The sequence below is a fragment of the Pectobacterium sp. HCp5_1 genome, assembly GCF_032905925.1.
In the GTDB taxonomy this organism is placed as follows: domain Bacteria; phylum Pseudomonadota; class Gammaproteobacteria; order Enterobacterales; family Enterobacteriaceae; genus Pectobacterium; species Pectobacterium brasiliense_A.
The window spans coordinates 1-16,454 of the sequence record NZ_JAUMIO010000028.1; the positions used below are offsets into that span (position 1 = coordinate 1).

Annotated in this window: 19 protein-coding genes; 16 read left to right on the forward strand and 3 right to left on the reverse strand. The window is 48.1% G+C overall.

Annotation, left to right across the window (positions count from 1 at the left end; all coding sequences use genetic code 11):
- Positions 1–21 precede the first annotated feature (21 nt).
- Positions 22–900, reverse strand: a complete 879-nt coding sequence (locus tag Q3A88_RS16880; protein WP_110162306.1) for a flagellin — start codon at positions 898–900, stop codon at positions 22–24.
- Positions 901–1,180: 280 nt separating this feature from the next.
- Between Q3A88_RS16880 and fliD the strand changes: the two genes are divergently transcribed.
- The 3 genes from fliD to fliT are packed head-to-tail and all read left to right on the forward strand — an operon-like array spanning position 1,181 to position 3,390.
- Positions 1,181–2,569, forward strand: coding sequence for a flagellar filament capping protein FliD (gene fliD / locus Q3A88_RS16885; RefSeq protein WP_110162305.1), 1,389 nt, complete (start codon positions 1,181–1,183; stop codon positions 2,567–2,569).
- A 30-nt stretch (positions 2,570–2,599) separates the two neighbouring features.
- The gene (gene fliS / locus Q3A88_RS16890; protein ID WP_039285815.1) at positions 2,600–3,010 is read left to right on the forward strand and encodes a flagellar export chaperone FliS; all 411 of its coding nucleotides are present in this window, start codon (positions 2,600–2,602) and stop codon (positions 3,008–3,010) included.
- A complete protein-coding gene (gene fliT, locus Q3A88_RS16895) occupies positions 3,010–3,390 on the forward strand; it encodes a flagella biosynthesis regulatory protein FliT (protein WP_039285813.1) in 381 nt (126 codons plus the stop codon). The genes fliS and fliT overlap by 1 nt, the downstream gene beginning before the upstream one ends.
- Positions 3,391–3,666: 276 nt before the next feature.
- Here the strand turns inward: fliT and fliE are convergent, their stop codons facing one another.
- Complete coding sequence (gene fliE, locus Q3A88_RS16900; RefSeq protein WP_010279635.1) at positions 3,667–3,981, reverse strand: flagellar hook-basal body complex protein FliE; 315 nt, start codon at positions 3,979–3,981, stop codon at positions 3,667–3,669.
- A gap of 261 nt (positions 3,982–4,242) precedes the next feature.
- Here fliE and fliF point away from each other — a divergent pair, with 261 nt between their 5' ends.
- The 13 genes from fliF (at position 4,243) to fliR (ending at position 15,127) form a co-directional block, all read left to right on the forward strand.
- The gene (gene fliF, locus Q3A88_RS16905; RefSeq protein WP_110162304.1) at positions 4,243–5,967 is read left to right on the forward strand and encodes a flagellar basal-body MS-ring/collar protein FliF; all 1,725 of its coding nucleotides are present in this window, start codon (positions 4,243–4,245) and stop codon (positions 5,965–5,967) included.
- Positions 5,964–6,956: a flagellar motor switch protein FliG gene (fliG, locus tag Q3A88_RS16910; RefSeq protein WP_103860356.1), complete on the forward strand. Its 993-nt coding sequence runs from the start codon at positions 5,964–5,966 to the stop codon at positions 6,954–6,956. Before fliF ends, fliG begins: the two co-directional genes overlap by 4 nt.
- The gene (gene fliH / locus Q3A88_RS16915) at positions 6,949–7,671 is read left to right on the forward strand and encodes a flagellar assembly protein FliH (RefSeq protein ID WP_110162303.1); all 723 of its coding nucleotides are present in this window, start codon (positions 6,949–6,951) and stop codon (positions 7,669–7,671) included. Before fliG ends, fliH begins: the two co-directional genes overlap by 8 nt.
- Positions 7,671–9,041 (forward strand): flagellar protein export ATPase FliI, encoded by a 1,371-nt coding sequence (fliI, locus tag Q3A88_RS16920; protein ID WP_014915896.1) that lies wholly within the window; start codon positions 7,671–7,673, stop codon positions 9,039–9,041. The genes fliH and fliI overlap by 1 nt, the downstream gene beginning before the upstream one ends.
- A gap of 8 nt (positions 9,042–9,049) precedes the next feature.
- Positions 9,050–9,496: a flagellar export protein FliJ gene (gene fliJ / locus Q3A88_RS16925; RefSeq protein WP_010279625.1), complete on the forward strand. Its 447-nt coding sequence runs from the start codon at positions 9,050–9,052 to the stop codon at positions 9,494–9,496.
- Complete coding sequence (locus Q3A88_RS16930; RefSeq protein ID WP_110162302.1) at positions 9,493–10,794, forward strand: flagellar hook-length control protein FliK; 1,302 nt, start codon at positions 9,493–9,495, stop codon at positions 10,792–10,794. Before fliJ ends, Q3A88_RS16930 begins: the two co-directional genes overlap by 4 nt.
- A gap of 155 nt (positions 10,795–10,949) precedes the next feature.
- On the forward strand, positions 10,950–11,429 hold the full coding sequence (fliL, locus tag Q3A88_RS16935) for a flagellar basal body-associated protein FliL (RefSeq protein WP_110162301.1): 480 nt from the start codon (positions 10,950–10,952) through the stop codon (positions 11,427–11,429).
- A 5-nt stretch (positions 11,430–11,434) separates the two neighbouring features.
- Complete coding sequence (gene fliM, locus Q3A88_RS16940) at positions 11,435–12,448, forward strand: flagellar motor switch protein FliM (protein WP_110162300.1); 1,014 nt, start codon at positions 11,435–11,437, stop codon at positions 12,446–12,448.
- On the forward strand, positions 12,441–12,854 hold the full coding sequence (gene fliN, locus Q3A88_RS16945) for a flagellar motor switch protein FliN (protein WP_010279616.1): 414 nt from the start codon (positions 12,441–12,443) through the stop codon (positions 12,852–12,854). The genes fliM and fliN overlap by 8 nt, the downstream gene beginning before the upstream one ends.
- On the forward strand, positions 12,854–13,276 hold the full coding sequence (fliO, locus tag Q3A88_RS16950) for a flagellar biosynthetic protein FliO (protein WP_110162299.1): 423 nt from the start codon (positions 12,854–12,856) through the stop codon (positions 13,274–13,276). The genes fliN and fliO overlap by 1 nt, the downstream gene beginning before the upstream one ends.
- Before the next feature lie 77 nt (positions 13,277–13,353).
- A complete protein-coding gene (fliP, locus tag Q3A88_RS16955; RefSeq protein ID WP_172644770.1) occupies positions 13,354–14,049 on the forward strand; it encodes a flagellar type III secretion system pore protein FliP in 696 nt (231 codons plus the stop codon).
- A gap of 20 nt (positions 14,050–14,069) precedes the next feature.
- Complete coding sequence (gene fliQ / locus Q3A88_RS16960; protein ID WP_010279609.1) at positions 14,070–14,339, forward strand: flagellar biosynthesis protein FliQ; 270 nt, start codon at positions 14,070–14,072, stop codon at positions 14,337–14,339.
- 2 nt (positions 14,340–14,341) lie between these two features.
- Positions 14,342–15,127, forward strand: a complete 786-nt coding sequence (gene fliR, locus Q3A88_RS16965; protein ID WP_317178326.1) for a flagellar biosynthetic protein FliR — start codon at positions 14,342–14,344, stop codon at positions 15,125–15,127.
- A 366-nt stretch (positions 15,128–15,493) separates the two neighbouring features.
- On the opposite strand, the gene flgL is transcribed toward fliR, so the two are convergent.
- Complete coding sequence (gene flgL, locus Q3A88_RS16970; RefSeq protein WP_110162298.1) at positions 15,494–16,447, reverse strand: flagellar hook-associated protein FlgL; 954 nt, start codon at positions 16,445–16,447, stop codon at positions 15,494–15,496.
- Between the last annotated feature and the right edge of the window lie 7 nt (positions 16,448–16,454).

Below are 16,454 nucleotides of genomic sequence, written 5' to 3' on the forward strand. Positions count from 1 at the left end.
ATCACGCTGTGTTGCTTACGATTAACGCAGCAGAGACAGAACGGTCTGAGGAACCTGGTTCGCCTGAGACAGGACTGACGTACCTGCCTGTTGCAGAATGTTCGCCTTGGTCATGTTCGACACCTCCACTGCATAATCCGCATCCTGAATTCGGCCACGGGCGTTGGACAGGTTGTTGATGGTGTTGTTCACGTTGGTGATCGTGGATTCGAAACGGTTCTGGATCGCACCCAGGTTACTACGCGCGGTATCTACTGCTTTCAGTGCGGTATCAACGGCATCAACGATATCCTGTGCCAGACCACCAGAACCACCGATAGCACCTGTCCCACCACTAATTGCAGTTACAGCGGTCGATACACCAGAAGCCAAACCTGCGCCAGACGTCGTCGTCGCGTTAACCAGCGCGCCAGAGTCGATGGTAATCACTTCATTAGCACCGGTGTTGGCACCAACCTGAATGTTGATACCGCCGCTTGCCGTACCGTCCAGCAGGTTCGTGCCGTTGAACGATGCTGCGCCAGCAACACGGTCGATTTCGTCCAGACGTTGCTTCATTTCAGTGTAGATTGAAGTACGGTCAGTACTGCCGTTGGTGTCGCTTGCTGCCTGAACCGCCAGCTCACGAACACGCTGTAAGTTGTTGTTGATTTCGTTCAGGTTACCTTCCGCAGTTTGCGTCAGGGAGATACCGTCGTTCGCGTTACGCGCAGCCTGAGTCAGGCCTTTAACCTGTGCAGTCATACGGTTGGCAATCGCCTGACCAGCAGCATCGTCTTTTGCACTATTGATACGCAGACCAGAAGATAAACGCTCAATAGCGGTGCCCAGAGAAGATTGTGATTTGTTCAGGTTGTTCTGGGTGACCAGAGACATGATGTTAGTATTAATCGATGCCATGATAGCGTTCCTTAATCAATAAGATGTAAGTTTCGGGTTAGACCCACGGGGTCATCCCCGTTGTGTCTATTTATCGGAACACTTTTCAAAAGCTTTAATTTTTTACCACACATCTTTTTTTGAGACTGATAGTACAACTGAATTTCTATCCAGCAACGCTTAAGACAGGATCCATGATATTGGATAGAAATAACTCTCGCTCAAAATGCTAAACTTATTATTCGTACTGCCGATAACTGATACATAGACCATTGGCTCTGGATAGATAAAGGATTCGATCATGGCAAGCGTAACTTCATTAGGTGTGGGTTCAGGTTTAGATTTGGCCGGTTTGTTAACCCAATTGAGAACAGCTGAAAACCAACGTTTGACGCCCATTACAACACAGCAAGCCAGTTATAAAGCTCAACTTACTGGAGTCAGTGCGCTTAAAAGTTCACTCGACAAGCTCAATACCGCTACCAATGCCTTAGCCAAATCACAGTCATTCGGTATTGTCGCGGGCTCGATTGATGGAATAACCAACACAAAAGTATCCAGCACCAATAAAGCATTTACTGCAACAACAAGCAGCAAGGCCGTCGCTGGCAGTTATAGTATTGAAGTACAGCAATTAGCTCAAGCTCACTCCATTACCTCTGGAGTTAAGACAAGTGCAACCACGGCACTAAGCTCATCAGATAGCAGTCTCACTATAGCCCAAGCCGATGGTAAGTCATTGACGGTTGATATTAAAGGCGGGGAAACCTCGTTAAACGACGTCCGGGATGCGATTAATAAAGCAAACGGCGGCGTAAGCGCGAGTGTAGTCAAAGCCAAAGATAATGAATATTACCTGATGCTAACAGCCAGAAATAGCGGCGAAAAAGGTGAAATGACAATCACTGACAGCGGTAGTGTTCTGGGTGCAACAACCGAAAAGGTTGCCGCACAGAATTCCGTGATCATTGCAAACGGTATTACCATTGAACGCCAAAGCAATACGATTGATGATGCCTTTGAGGGCGTCAGCCTAACGCTACAGGCTAAAACAGAAGCAACTAAACCTGAAACCCTGACCGTTGATCAAGACATCACGGGCATGAAAGATGCGATAAAAGCATGGGTTGACGCCTATAACGGCCTGCAAGATACGATTGCTGCACAAACTAAATATACCGCAGTTGAAGTCGGAGAAAGTCAATCCAGCACAAACGGTGCGTTAATCGGTGACTCAACGGTTCGTGGTATACAGAATTCACTTAAAGCTCAGCTCACCACAGTACAAACCGGAGATGGCGAGTTTAATATTCTCGCCGATTTAGGCATCAAACAAAATTTTAAGACCGGTAAACTTGAAATAGACAACACGGCTCTGGAAAAAGCGCTTAAAGAAGAGCCAGGTAAGGTTCAAGCCTTCTTCGTGGGTGATAATGACAAAACGGGTTTTGCGACAGAAACACGTGTTTATCTGAAAGAACTCCTTGATACCGTCGATGGTACGATCAAAACGAAAGAAGATGGTATTAATAAAACAATCAAAAGCCTGGATACCCAATCTCAACGAATCAAAGACGGTATTGAAGAAACAATTGCTCGCTACCAGAAACAGTTTACGGATCTCGATAAAGCGATGTCTAACATGAGCTCAACCAGTGCAAGTTTGACCAGCATGTTCTCCAAGCTCTAAAGTTTGCTGATTAAGTAGATAGGTAACGAGATGTACAATATGAAAGGCAGTCAGGCCTACGCTCAGGTAGGCCTTGAAAGCAGTGTAATGAGCGCAAGCCCTCACCAGCTTATCGTCATGTTATTTGATGGTGCACGCAGTGCAATGGTACGCGCACGCATCCTCATGGAGCAAGGCGATATTCCGGGCAAAGGCATGGCGTTATCTAAAGCGATCAACATTATCAATAACGGACTAAAAGCCGGTTTGGACATGGAAAGAGGGGGAGAACTCGTTGAAAACTTGTCCGCCCTGTACGATTACATGTCTCAACGTTTGTTGATTGCCAATTTACATAACGATGCAAAAGCAATAGAAGACGTCGAAGCGTTGCTGGAAAACATCGCTGATGCCTGGCGGCAAATCGGTCCTAATTACAAACCAGAGCAGGAAGTACGTTAATGGCCTCCCCCCATCGGCTTCTAAAAGATTACCAACAACTTTTGTCTCTGAGTCAAAAAATTCTTCATTTGGCTGTTAGCGGCCAGTGGGATACGTTGGTTGAGCAAGAGATTGTTTATGTTCAGTCAGTTGAAGGCTTAGTTAACACGCCAATTCCTGACGAAATTGACAGCGTGATGCGTTTGCATCTGCGACAGATTTTGCAGGAAGTGATGGATAATGAAGCGAAAGTAAAACAACTTCTGCAGAAGCGGATGGACGAGTTAAGTTCGTTAATGGGGCAATCACTGAAGCAAAAGTCAATTAATACAACTTATAGCGAATTTGCGGGCCATCGATTGCTACCTGGTGAACCTGCTCCAGGTGAGCCAAGCTCATAATTTCATACTCGTTATATACGACACTCGCGCTCCTATCTTCATCCGATACGGGCGCGTTTTTTTACCCACAAACGGTGCTTTTACTCTGCATGCTCAGACTATCAGCATAGCGAAATCAGCACGCGTTAAGAATTTAGAGATTAGAGGACGTGAAGACAGGGAATCGACACAGATGGGAAACCGGCACAAATAAAGATTGTGCGTAATTCCATTGCATTAGCAGTGAGATTACGCACAATGACTTTGCTCGTTGCAGGTTGATGTCGTTAGACGACATCAAACAGACATATTCATCACTTCCTGATACGCAGATACTAGTTTATTACGCACCTGAATGCCCATCTGCATTGAAATGGATGATTTCTGCAAATCCACCATCACATCATTCAATGCTACGCCTGGCACACCCAAGGTAAATTTTTCAGCCTGCGTACGAGCCGTCTGCTGCGTGTCGCTGATCTTATCGATCGCGGCTTTCAGCTCACTGGCAAAACCCGGTTCTACCGATGGTCTGGCTATTGGCGTGTCAGCAGCCTGCAGAGCTTTGACCTGCATTTGCTGTAAAACACCATCTATTCCTTGAACTGACATAACACCTCACTACATCATACAGAGTATGACTGCTTATGCATTTTCTATGACAGCATTACCCTATCACACAGCTTTTCAGATAAATCGCACAATTAGCGCGAAAAATGCCACCTTATCGACCCATCGATTTTTCTTTTACGGAAAATAATGACATGCCGATAAATGTAGGCGAAATGTTTTATTGATTGCGCAATCAGGGAGTTCTGTTTTGTCACGTCACAACGTTAAGTATATCGTTCAACAACCAAGCAGAGATAGAGTATGAACGCCTCATTAACCGGCTCCGCTACCGGTAAAAATAGCTTTGGCGAAATACTCAACCGGTTACGCGCCAATCCGAAAATTCCGCTATTGATCGCAGCCGCTGCGACCATTGCTATCGTCGTTGCGTTGACGCTATGGGCCAAAGGTCCAGACTATCGAGTGCTTTATAGCAATATAAATGACCGTGACGGTGGTGCAATTGTCAGCGAATTAACGAAGCTGAATATCCCTTATCGCTTTGCGGAAAATGGCGGGGCGATCATGATTCCTGCCGCAAATGTCTATGAGACCCGACTCCGACTTGCTCAATTGGGGCTGCCAAAAGGCGGCGCAGTTGGCTTTGAATTGCTCGATCAGGAAAAGTTTGGCATCAGCCAATTCAGCGAGCAGATTAATTACCAGCGTGCGCTGGAAGGTGAACTGTCCAGAACGATAGAAACGCTCGGCCCCGTTCAGAATGCGCGAGTTCACCTTGCTATACCGAAGCCTTCATTGTTCGTTCGTGAGCAAAAAGCCCCCTCTTCTTCCGTCACCCTGACATTACAGCCGGGTCGTGCATTAGATGAAGGGCAAATCAATTCCATCGTTTATATGGTTTCCAGCAGTGTTGCTGGCCTGCCACCAGATAATGTTACGGTCGTTGATCAGACCGGACGCCTGTTAACGCAGGCTGGCGGCAGTGGCCGAGATCTGAATGCTGCACAACTGAAGTACAGCAACGAAGTTGAGGCGATGTACCAACGCCGCATAGAGTCCATTATCGCGCCGATGGTTGGTATGGGTAATGTACATGCCCAGGTCACCGCGCAAATCGATTTCTCTGCTCGTGAACAAACTGACGAACAGTATCAGCCCAACCAACCGCCAGATAAAGCAGCAGTTCGCTCTCAGCAAACCAGCCAGAGTGAGCAAAGAGGGGGCCCGAATGTCGGTGGCGTTCCTGGTGCATTAACCAATCAGCCTGCACCAGCTCCTACAGCGCCTATCGCAACGCCGCCAAATAACGCTAATGCCAATGCGAACAATCAGGCTGGCCAGCAGAACCAAAACAATGCGGCAGGTGCGCAAGCTAATGCAGCAAATGCGAATACCGTTATTCAAACATCAAATGTTCGCAATGATGCAACAACCAACTATGAAGTCGACAAGACGATTTTACATACCAAACACAGCTCGGGTGGTGTGAAGCGCTTGTCTGCGGCCGTTATTGTTAACTACCAGCCTCCTGGTGCGGATGGCAAACCGGTTGCACTTACGGAAGAACAGATCAAACAGATTGAAACGGTAGCACGCGAAGCAATGGGCTTCTCTGCTGAACGTGGCGATACATTAAATGTCGTTAATACGCCATTTATGGACAGTACCGACGGTTCTGGCGAACTTCCGTTCTGGCAAAAACAGGCATTCTTCGATCTCCTAATGGAAGCTGGCCGCTGGCTGCTGGTTCTGATCGTTGCCTGGATTCTGTGGCGTAAACTGGTTCGTCCACAGTTGCAGAGAAAAGCACAGCAACAAGAAGCGGCACTGGCGGCGGCTGCCCTGTCTCAAGGTGCAGACAGCGATGTTATGGTCAACTTGAGTAGCTCGGAAGTTGAACAGCAGCGGAAATCACAGCAACGCGTCAATGCAGAAATGCAAAGTAATCGCATACGTGAAATGGCAGAGAACGATCCACGCGTTGTCGCTCTGGTAATTCGTCAATGGATGAGTACTGAACTATGAACCTGACAGGAACAGAAAAAAGCGCTATCTTATTGATGACCATTGGTGAAGACCGCGCGGCAGAAGTGTTTACTCATCTTTCGACGAAAGAAGTACAGCACCTTAGTTCTGCAATGGCGAACATGCGACAGGTTTCACAACAGCAGTTACTTGAAATCCTGAGAGAATTTGAGGCTGATTCAGAGCAATATGCCGCACTCAGTGTGAATGCGGGTGACTACCTTCGCTCAGTGCTTGTTAAAGCCCTTGGTGAAGAGCGAGCGTCTAGCCTGTTGGAAGATATTCTAGAAAGCCGCGACTCTACGAGTGGAATGGAAACACTCAACTTCATGGAGCCGCAGATTGCCGCAGACCTTATTCGCGACGAACATCCGCAGATTATCGCAACAATCCTGGTACACCTGAAGCGTGCTCAGGCTGCCGATATCTTAGCCTTGTTTGACGAACGTCTTCGTCATGACGTTATGCTACGTATCGCAACCTTCGGCGGTGTTCAGCCTTCTGCACTAGCAGAATTAACAGACGTTCTGAATGGCTTGCTGGATGGTCAGAATCTCAAACGCAGCAAAATGGGTGGTGTTCGTACTGCGGCTGAAATTATCAACCTGATGAAAACCCAGCAGGAAGAAGCGGTTATCGATGCAGTACGCGAATTCGATGGCGAACTGGCACAGAAAATCATCGACGAAATGTTCTTGTTCGAAAACCTGGTGGACGTGGACGACCGCAGCATCCAACGCCTTCTGCAAGAAGTCGAGTCCGAATCTCTGCTGTTGGCATTGAAAGGCGCCGAAGAGCCGTTACGCGAGAAATTCCTGCGCAACATGTCTCAGCGTGCAGCAGAAATTCTTCGCGACGACCTATCAACTCGTGGTCCGGTACGTATGTCGCAGGTTGAAAACGAACAGAAAGCGATTCTGCTTATCGTTCGTCGACTGGCAGACAGTGGCGAGATGATTATCGGTGGCGGCGAGGATGCGTATGTCTAATGCCCCCAAAAATCTGGCTTGGCAGCCCTGGAAGCTCAATGACCTGGCTGAACCGGTTTCAAAGTCCGTACCCGCATATCAGGTAACTGATGAGCCTGAAGTGCCTGCGCTGGAGCGTTTCAACGAAGAGAACGCCGTCCCCACTTTAGAGGATGAACTCGCGTCTCTGCGTGAAAGCACGATGCAACAGGCGCGAGAAACAGGTTTTGCTCAAGGCCACCAACAAGGCTATGACGCAGGTTATCAGGAAGGTTTAGCGAAGGGGCAAGAGCAGGGGTTGCAAAATTCCTTGCAGCAGCAGCAGCCGATCATCGAACAGATGCAGCAAATGGTCACCGAATTCCAACAGACGTTGGATACGCTCGACAGTGTGATCCCTGCTCGCCTGATGCAGTTGGCTTTGACTGCGGCCAAGCAGATTCTGGGACAACCTCCGGTGTGTGACGGTAATGCCCTGCTTGGTCAAATACAGCAATTGATCCAGCAAGAGCCTATGTTCTCAGGGAAAACGCAGCTGCGCGTTCACCCTTCAGACCTGGAACGTGTTGAACAATATTTGGGCCCGACACTCAGCTTGCATGGTTGGAGATTGCTTGCCGATAGTCAACTTCACCCTGGTGGTTGTAAAGTCAGCGCAGAAGAAGGCGATCTGGATGCTAGCCTGGCAACACGTTGGCATGAGCTTTGCCGTTTAGCCGCACCGGGAGAGCTATAATGACTTCACGCCTCGGACGCTGGCTTTCTTCTCTCGATTCATTTGAGAAGCGCATTGATGACACGCCTTCGGTGCGTCGTTACGGCCGCTTAACCCGGGCGACAGGTTTGGTATTGGAAGCGACAGGGTTACATATGCCACTGGGTGCCACCTGCCTCATTGAACGGCAGAATGGCTCGCAGGTTGAAGAAATCGAAAGCGAAGTTGTCGGTTTCAACGGGCAAAAACTCTTTCTTATGCCGCTGGAAGAAGTTGAAGGTATTACCCCGGGAGCGCGTGTCTACGCTCGCGTCGGCCAGGATAGCAGCAGCCAAGGGAAGCAATTGCCCTTAGGCCCTGAATTACTGGGTCGTGTACTGGATGGTAGCGCAAAACCGCTGGATGGTTTACCTGCGCCAGATACAGGCTATCGCGCGCCCCTGATTACGCCGCCGTTCAACCCATTACAGAGAACGCCAATCGAAAGTGTTCTGGACGTGGGTGTTCGGGCCATCAACGCCTTGCTTACCGTAGGTCGGGGGCAGCGAATGGGTCTGTTTGCAGGCTCAGGGGTAGGTAAAAGTGTGCTGTTGGGGATGATGGCACGCTATACTCAAGCTGACGTCATCGTTGTTGGCCTTATCGGTGAACGTGGTCGGGAAGTAAAAGATTTTATCGAGAATATCCTGGGCACCGAAGGACGAGCACGCTCTGTCGTTATTGCTGCACCAGCAGATGTTTCTCCATTATTAAGGATGCAGGGTGCCGCGTATGCCACGCGTATTGCTGAAGATTTTCGCGATCGCGGGCATCACGTTCTGCTCATCATGGATTCGCTAACGCGCTATGCTATGGCGCAGCGTGAAATTGCGTTAGCCATTGGCGAACCGCCGGCGACCAAGGGGTATCCTCCTTCTGTCTTCGCTAAATTACCCGCGCTAGTAGAGCGCGCAGGTAATGGTATTCATGGAGGTGGTTCAGTCACCGCCTTCTATACTGTTCTAACAGAAGGTGACGATCAGCAGGATCCTATTGCTGACTCCGCTCGTGCCATCCTTGACGGACATATCGTGTTGTCACGCCAATTAGCTGAGTCTGGCCATTATCCGGCAATTGATATTGAAGCATCGATTAGTCGTGCGATGACAGCGCTGATCGATGAAGGGCATTATGCTTCTGTAAGGCAGTTTAAACAGTTACTATCCAGTTACCAACGTAACCGTGATTTAGTCAGTGTTGGTGCCTACGCCGCAGGCAGCGACCCTATGCTTGACAGGGCAATTCGGCTTTACCCGCACCTGGAAGCCTTTTTGCAGCAGGGTATGTTTGAACAAAGTAACTATGACGAGTCCTGCCAGGCGTTGCACACTATTTTCCCTCGTAACGAGTAGGAGAGCAGATGAAAACCCAGTCACCGCTGGTTACACTACGCGAACTGGCGCAGAAGGACGTTGAGAAAGCTGCTGGCCAGTTGGGCCAGGTACGTCAGGCACATCAACAGGCCGAGCAGCAGCTCAATATGCTGTTAAACTATCAGGATGACTATCGTCAAAAATTGAACTCGACGATGTCCTCTGGTATGGCGAATAATAGCTGGCAAAATTATCAGCAGTTCATCCGAACGCTGGACAGTGCAATTGAGCAACATAGACAACAGCTCTCGCAATGGACATCACGTTTAGATTTAGCAATGAAGACTTGGCAAGAAAAACAGCAGCGCTTGAACGCATTTGAAAAACTGCAGGATCGCGAACTGACAAGACAGCTTGCCAAAGAGAATAAAATAGAACAAAAACAAATGGATGAATTTGCCCAACGGGCCTCACAGAGGAAAGCAGAATCATGAATCTGTCCGCATTACCTATAGCTACCGCTGCCAGTGATACAAGCAGTTCTTCTGCTTCATTACTGACACAGGGTGAGCTGCCAAAAGATTTTGTTGATCTGTTGAGCAAACGCATATCACAAGTAGCCGATACTTCGGGTAAAAAAACGCTCGATAAAGTAGACGAAGAAGCCCTGTTAAGCGCATTAGGGAAAGATAATGCTTCGCTTAACCGTGACGATTTAAATGCCCTGCTTTCTTCTTTCAGTTCTCTGACGGGAGCAACGATTACAGCAGGTAAGCAAAACCCAGAAATTGTGGGGCAGGCGAAGTTTAAGAATCTGGATAAAGAAGAGAGTGGCAGCAAGACAGATGACGCTATCGCCATGCAGGCACTGCTTGCCATGCTGCAGACAACGCCGCTTGCTACACAACCTGCCGCCGCTGATAATATTGCAGCGAATGCCGTAAACGCAGGGTTAACGATTCCAGGACTCATTGACGCTAAACGGCAGAATGAGGCATCTGCATCAGTACTAAACACTACGGGTGAAAGTGCTAAAGGCACACTGGTAAAATTGCTCGACGCTTCAGTGACCTCAGATAAAGATGCAGGCATATCACGCGATCTGCATCATGCAGCCAAGCAAACCTCATCAACAACAACCGAGTCTGCTGATGAGGCTACAAAGTTTGCGCTAACGACGCCAAATTCCCTTGCGGGCGATCGCAATGTGTCTGAATCAGTCTCTACATTAGGCAACGGCGCGTCTCAAACAACGCCACCTGTCGCACAGGCTATGCACATTCAGCCAGCCTCGGTGGGAACGACCACGCCAGCGCCTCAGGCAGCGAGTGCTCAACTGAACGCACCATTTGGTTCACCACAATGGCAAGACGCATTGGGACAGCAAATCATTATGTTCAGCCGTAATGGTCAGCAGACCGCAGAGTTACGTTTGAACCCACAGGAATTGGGTGCCCTGCACATCAGTCTAAAAATCGATGATAACCAGGCTCAAATTCATCTGGCCTCAGCAAACAGCCAGGTTCGCTCAGCCCTGGAAGCTGCGCTGCCTCACCTGCGTAATGCGATGGCAGAGAGCGGAATTAACCTTGGTCAGAGCAGCGTAGGTAGTGATTCCTCTGCCTGGCAACAGCAAATGGCCAGTAATAACAACGATAGCACTAACCGTGGCCCGTCTTACCAACAACAATTTGGCCATTCAGCAGAAGGCTCAACAGGTGAATTATTAAACGTACCAGAACCGTTAAGATCAATAGCATCATCCGTCAACGGCGTTGATATCTTTGCCTGAAACTGAAGTAAACGAATAAGTTAGCACGGTTTTCCCTGCCTATTCCTTGTATTGAACATAGCAATAGGCAGGATAATCATCAACATTACGCATTTATTTATTGCTGGTTTCATACGGCAGTAAATATCGATAAGTAACGGGAACTCTCTTTAGCTATGTCTGATATGCAAGTTCGACCAGGACGTAAACGGTCTTTTTGGCTAATACTACTGATTATCGTTGCTCTCGCTGCGGCTGGCGCTGCGGGCGCCGCCTGGTGGCTATTAAATCAGAAAAACGCAGCAACGGCTGAGCAGGAAGCGCCGCCACCGCCAGAGCCTGTTTTCATGCCACTGGATACCTTTACCGTTAATCTCGTCAATGCAGATAATGACCCTGATCGCGTGTTATATGTTGGATTCACGCTGCGGTTACCCGATGAAGCCACGCGTACACGGTTTACGAATTATCTGCCAGAAGTTCGCAGCCGACTCTTATTACTGCTTTCTCGTCAGGATGCGATTGCGCTTGCCAATGAGCAAGGTAAACAGAAGCTGATAGAGCAAATTAAGCAAGTGCTAAGCCCACCATTAGTTCCTGGTCAACCTAACCAGGTCGTTACTGATGTTCTGTTCACGGCCTTTATACTGCGGTAACCATTATGGGCGATAGTATTCTTTCACAAGCAGAAATTGATGCACTATTGAATGGCGACAGCGGCGACAGCGACGCTGATAGCAACGCGACATCAAAAACGGACGGGGACGTTAAACCCTATGATCCGAACACTCAGCGACGCGTCATTCGCGAACGTTTACAGGCATTAGAAATTATTAATGAACGTTTCGCGCGTCAATTTAGAATGGCATTGTTTAACCTGTTGCGCCGTAGCCCAGACATTACGGTGGGTGGAATCAAGATCCAACCTTATCATGAGTTTGCCAGGAACCTTCCGGTACCGACAAACCTGAACCTTATCCACTTAAAACCGCTACGCGGTACTGCATTGTTTGTGTTTTCGCCAAGTTTGGTGTTTATCGCTGTAGATAACCTTTTCGGCGGTGACGGTCGTTTCCCGACGAAAGTAGAAGGTCGCGAATTTACCCATACAGAGCAAAGAGTAATCAAACGTATGTTACGCTTGGCTCTGGAAGCCTATGGCGAAGCTTGGAATGCGATTTACAAACTTGACATCGAATACGTGCGTTCAGAAATGCAGGTCAAGTTTACCAACATCACGACATCACCTAATGATATCGTCGTGACGACGCCGTTTCATGTTGAGATCGGTTCGCTGACTGGCGAATTTAACATCTGTATTCCTTTTTCAATGATCGAGCCGCTGCGTGAACTGCTCGCGAATCCACCATTGGAAAACTCGCGTCAGGAAGATCAGAGCTGGCGAGACACCTTAGCCAAGCAGGTACAGCATTCCGAATTAGAATTAGTTGCAAACTTTGTTGATATTCCGCTGCGACTCTCCAAGATTCTGAAGCTACAGCCCGGTGATGTCTTACCGATCGACAAACCTGACAAAATCGTTGCTCATGTTGACGGCGTGCCCGTGCTGACCAGCCAATATGGCACATTAAACGGGCAATATGCCCTACGTGTTGAACATTTGATTAACCCTATATTGAATTCTCTGGATAACGAGGAACAGCCCCATGAGTGACACCAAGAAACCGTCCGACGACAAGGAATCAGTGGACGATCTGTGGGCTGATGCATTTAACGAGCAGCAGGCTGCAGAAAAACCGGCCGCGACAACGGAAGGTATTTTTAAGTCGCTAGACGGTCATGATCCGCTGGGTGCTCTGCAGGATATCGACCTGATATTGGATATTCCTGTCAAACTCACCGTTGAGCTTGGCCGGACTAAAATGACGATCAAAGAGTTACTGCGCCTGACTCAGGGCTCCGTTGTTGCACTTGATGGCTTAGCAGGTGAACCATTGGATATCCTGATCAATGGCTATTTGATCGCCCAGGGCGAGGTTGTTGTTGTATCTGACAAGTATGGTGTTCGTATTACAGATATCATCACGCCATCCGAACGTATGCGCCGCCTGAGTCGTTAATGGCAATAGCCTCGATATCATCCCCCGCTCCAGTAGCAAGTCAGCAGTCAACACTTGTTGCTGAGCCACCACTTACCGGCAGCATGTTACTGACACAGGTTGGTAGCGTGCTAGCTGGTATTTTATTATTTATTCTGCTGATTGCCTGGCTAGCTCGCAAACTCGGTTTTGCTCCCCAAGCCAAGCAAAATAAGTTGTTAAAAGTCGTATCCAGTTGCCCTGTCGGGCAGCGTGAACGTGTCGTTATTGTGGAAGTTGATAATACCTGGCTGGTGTTAGGTGTTACGGCTCAGCAAATCACGCCGCTGCATACACTTCCAGCACAACCAACCAACGACAGTTCCTCAACTGGTGATACCAAGCCGGTAGATTTCAATCAACTGTTAAAGAAAGTTTTAAAGCGTCCGGAAAAATCGGAATGAGTGCCTTGCCTAATTATTTTCGTATCACCGCCCTGCTTCGCACACTGCGCTACGGTTTAGCCATCGGTTTATTGTTCATGGCACCCTCGGTATGGGCACAGCTTCCCGGTATTGTGACGCAACCTCTACCTAACGGTGGGCAGAGCTGGACACTATCCGTACAGACGCTGGTTTTACTCACGTCATTAACGTTTCTTCCTGCTGCACTGTTAATGATGACCAGCTTCACCCGAATCATCATTGTACTGAGCTTGTTACGTAACGCACTGGGTACACCAACCGCACCACCGAACCAGGTGTTGCTCGGGTTGACGCTGTTCCTGACATTTTTTGTCATGTCGCCAGTACTAAACCGCGTTTATGACGAAGCTTATCTTCCCTTCAGTCAGGATCAAATTAGCATGGAAGTCGCCATCGAACGTGGCGCGGAACCCGTGCGTGAGTTCATGCTGCGGCAGACCCGGGAAACCGATCTGGCGTTATTTACCCGGTTGGCAGAAATTCCAGAGATCCAGGGACCTGAAGCGGTGCCCATGCGTGTACTTCTCCCCGCATTTGTGACAAGCGAGCTAAAAACTGCTTTCCAAATTGGTTTCACCGTATTTATCCCTTTCCTCATCATTGACCTCGTTGTTGCCAGCGTATTGATGGCACTAGGGATGATGATGGTTCCTCCGGCAACTATTTCATTGCCTTTTAAACTCATGCTTTTCGTATTAGTCGATGGCTGGCAGCTGCTACTCGGTTCATTAGCCCAGAGTTTTTATAGTTAGACCAATAGAGGAATGCGACTATGACACCAGAATCGGTGATGGCGCTTGGCTATGAGGCAATGAAGGTAGCATTGGCGTTGGCAGCGCCTCCGTTGATGGCAGCACTGCTCAGCGGGCTGCTTATTAGTCTCCTGCAGGCAGCCACTCAGATAAACGAAATGACGCTATCGTTTATCCCTAAGATCCTAACGGTCTTCTTCACCTTAGTGATCGCTGGCCCTTGGATGTTAAACCTCATGCTGGACTATATGCGTACGCTATTCGGCCAGTTACCTAATATTATTGGGTAAGCATGCTGACGTTTAACAGTTGGGACATGGTGAATTGGGTCAGTCAGTTTTTCTGGCCTTTTGTCAGAATTCTCGCACTGATCAGCACCGCTCCTGTCTTTAACGAAAGAGCAATTGGCAATCGAGTAAAAATCGGTCTGGGCGTACTGATTACCTTACTCGTAGCGCCTTATTTGCCGTTAAATACCACGCCTATTTTTTCCATCGCGGGCGTATGGCTGTTAATACAGCAAATTCTCATCGGTGTTACACTCGGCCTATCAATGCAGTTAGCATTTGCCGCTATTCGTCATGCTGGCGAACTCATTGGCTTACAAATGGGGCTCGCTTTTGCGACCTTCTTTGATCCCACTGGCGGCCCGAATATGCAGGTGGTCGCCCGTTTTCTGAATATTCTCGCAATCCTACTGTTCTTAACCTTTGATGGGCACCTCTGGATGATTTCGCTATTAGCAGATAGTTTCTATACTCTGCCCATCAGCGCCAATCCTATTAACAGCCACGCTTTTCTCGCTCTTGCTCGTGCCGGTGGACTGATTTTTATTAACGGATTAATGCTGGCGCTGCCAATTATAACCCTATTGCTAACCATTAACCTGGCACTAGGTATGCTTAACCGCGTCGCCCCTCAACTCTCAATATTTGTCGTTGGCTTTCCGATTACCCTCACGGTGGGAATCATGACCCTAGGTTTATTACTTCCTCTTATCCCACCCTTTGCGGAGCATTTATTCAGCGAAGTATTCGATTTACTCGCTGACATTCTCACCCAGCTAGCAAGTTCTTAGCCGTCCCCTATATATCCTTAGTGGTCGAAGTGAGGCCAATACGGAAACCAGACACATATATTTATTCCCAATTTAACATTCTTACAGTTTGCTACTGTAGCTCATCGTATTGCTATACGACGCTGTGATTTTTCCAGATCGCGCCAAGAAAGCGCATCAGATAATGATGTTCTAAAACAGTCCATGCACTAAAACAATAGGTGCTATATAAAATAGAATGCCAAAGGGAATTGAGGATGCTGGGGGGAATAAAAAATGGCATGTCATCCATTCAATATAATGAAAGGAGTGACACGCCTAAAAAATACGCCCGGTTTAAGCGTATTCAAACCGTAAAGTAGAATAGAAAAATATCGTCTATTGCTACTATTTAATCTGGAATAACGACATTCCTTGCATATTTTGGAAAGCCGTATAAGAGGCCTGCAGAGAAGACTGTTGCATGATATAAGACGAAATTGCGTCATACCAATCAGTATCCTGCAGTTGCCCCAATGCAGTTTTATTGGCTACATCACGATCTTTACCAATAGCATCAAGGTTATCAATCTCATTGAGCTGAATACCCAACTCTGCACGAACGGCAGAAATATTATTAAAGGAATTTTTTAAACCGCGGTTTGCCGTCTCTAATGCCGCTGCTACACTGGCTTTTGTTGCATCGTCAGCATCAGCAATAGGCGTTTCAAGCGCTTTAATTGCGATATCCAAAGTCTCAAATAAATCTGACTGAATGCTACCATCCGGTTCTGCTTGAGCATCACCGGTTGTTCCATTGAACACCGCGGAACCAACATGGCTAACCGTCATATTTCGGGACGCATCTACGCGTTGTGAGATCGCCTGATTACCGCCCAAATATTCAACGCCAGTAGCACCATCAACAAAAGGAATTTTGTCGGTGTTATAACCAGCAAAAATATAATTACCATTACCGTCAGTGCTGTTAGCCATATTCAGCAGTTCAGCTTTCATACCACGCAAGGAAGTCGCGACCGATTTGCGATCGTCATCACTCAAAACACCACCGCCTTTGATTACTTCGGTCAATGCGCTGCTAATCGTGTTCGTGCTTTTGTCCAGAATAGACTCTTCCAGGGACATACTTTGCTTCGCAAATGTGCGTGCTAGCGTGTACTGACCGTTCTCAGACTGAGCCTGACCAAGCATAATGGCCCCTGCTGCAGCAATCGGATCGTCAGATGGGTTGACAACTCGTTTCCCAGTCGAGAGTTGCTCGCCAGTTTTTTGCCACGCGGTCTGACCATTCAGAATGCCTTGCATATTTTGCTGATATATCATGCTGGTACTTAAGCGCATGGTATTA

What these genes read in the sequence shown, in the direction of transcription:
- fliG (WP_103860356.1), top strand. Translation starts at nt 5,964, where the DNA reads ATGAACCTGACAGGAACAGAAAAAAGCGCTATCTTATTGATGACCATT.
- fliH (WP_110162303.1), top strand. Translation starts at nt 6,949, where the DNA reads ATGTCTAATGCCCCCAAAAATCTGGCTTGGCAGCCCTGGAAGCTCAAT.
- fliL (WP_110162301.1), top strand. Translation starts at nt 10,950, where the DNA reads ATGTCTGATATGCAAGTTCGACCAGGACGTAAACGGTCTTTTTGGCTA.
- fliN (WP_010279616.1), top strand. Translation starts at nt 12,441, where the DNA reads ATGAGTGACACCAAGAAACCGTCCGACGACAAGGAATCAGTGGACGAT.
- fliI (WP_014915896.1), top strand. Translation starts at nt 7,671, where the DNA reads ATGACTTCACGCCTCGGACGCTGGCTTTCTTCTCTCGATTCATTTGAG.
- fliP (WP_172644770.1), top strand. Translation starts at nt 13,354, where the DNA reads ATGGCACCCTCGGTATGGGCACAGCTTCCCGGTATTGTGACGCAACCT.
- flgL (WP_110162298.1), bottom strand. Translation starts at nt 16,447, where the DNA reads ATGCGCTTAAGTACCAGCATGATATATCAGCAAAATATGCAAGGCATT.
- fliR (WP_317178326.1), top strand. Translation starts at nt 14,342, where the DNA reads ATGCTGACGTTTAACAGTTGGGACATGGTGAATTGGGTCAGTCAGTTT.
- fliD (WP_110162305.1), top strand. Translation starts at nt 1,181, where the DNA reads ATGGCAAGCGTAACTTCATTAGGTGTGGGTTCAGGTTTAGATTTGGCC.
- fliM (WP_110162300.1), top strand. Translation starts at nt 11,435, where the DNA reads ATGGGCGATAGTATTCTTTCACAAGCAGAAATTGATGCACTATTGAAT.
- fliT (WP_039285813.1), top strand. Translation starts at nt 3,010, where the DNA reads ATGGCCTCCCCCCATCGGCTTCTAAAAGATTACCAACAACTTTTGTCT.
- fliE (WP_010279635.1), bottom strand. Translation starts at nt 3,981, where the DNA reads ATGTCAGTTCAAGGAATAGATGGTGTTTTACAGCAAATGCAGGTCAAA.
- fliS (WP_039285815.1), top strand. Translation starts at nt 2,600, where the DNA reads ATGTACAATATGAAAGGCAGTCAGGCCTACGCTCAGGTAGGCCTTGAA.
- fliQ (WP_010279609.1), top strand. Translation starts at nt 14,070, where the DNA reads ATGACACCAGAATCGGTGATGGCGCTTGGCTATGAGGCAATGAAGGTA.
- fliF (WP_110162304.1), top strand. Translation starts at nt 4,243, where the DNA reads ATGAACGCCTCATTAACCGGCTCCGCTACCGGTAAAAATAGCTTTGGC.
- Q3A88_RS16930 (WP_110162302.1), top strand. Translation starts at nt 9,493, where the DNA reads ATGAATCTGTCCGCATTACCTATAGCTACCGCTGCCAGTGATACAAGC.
- fliO (WP_110162299.1), top strand. Translation starts at nt 12,854, where the DNA reads ATGGCAATAGCCTCGATATCATCCCCCGCTCCAGTAGCAAGTCAGCAG.
- Q3A88_RS16880 (WP_110162306.1), bottom strand. Translation starts at nt 900, where the DNA reads ATGGCATCGATTAATACTAACATCATGTCTCTGGTCACCCAGAACAAC.
- fliJ (WP_010279625.1), top strand. Translation starts at nt 9,050, where the DNA reads ATGAAAACCCAGTCACCGCTGGTTACACTACGCGAACTGGCGCAGAAG.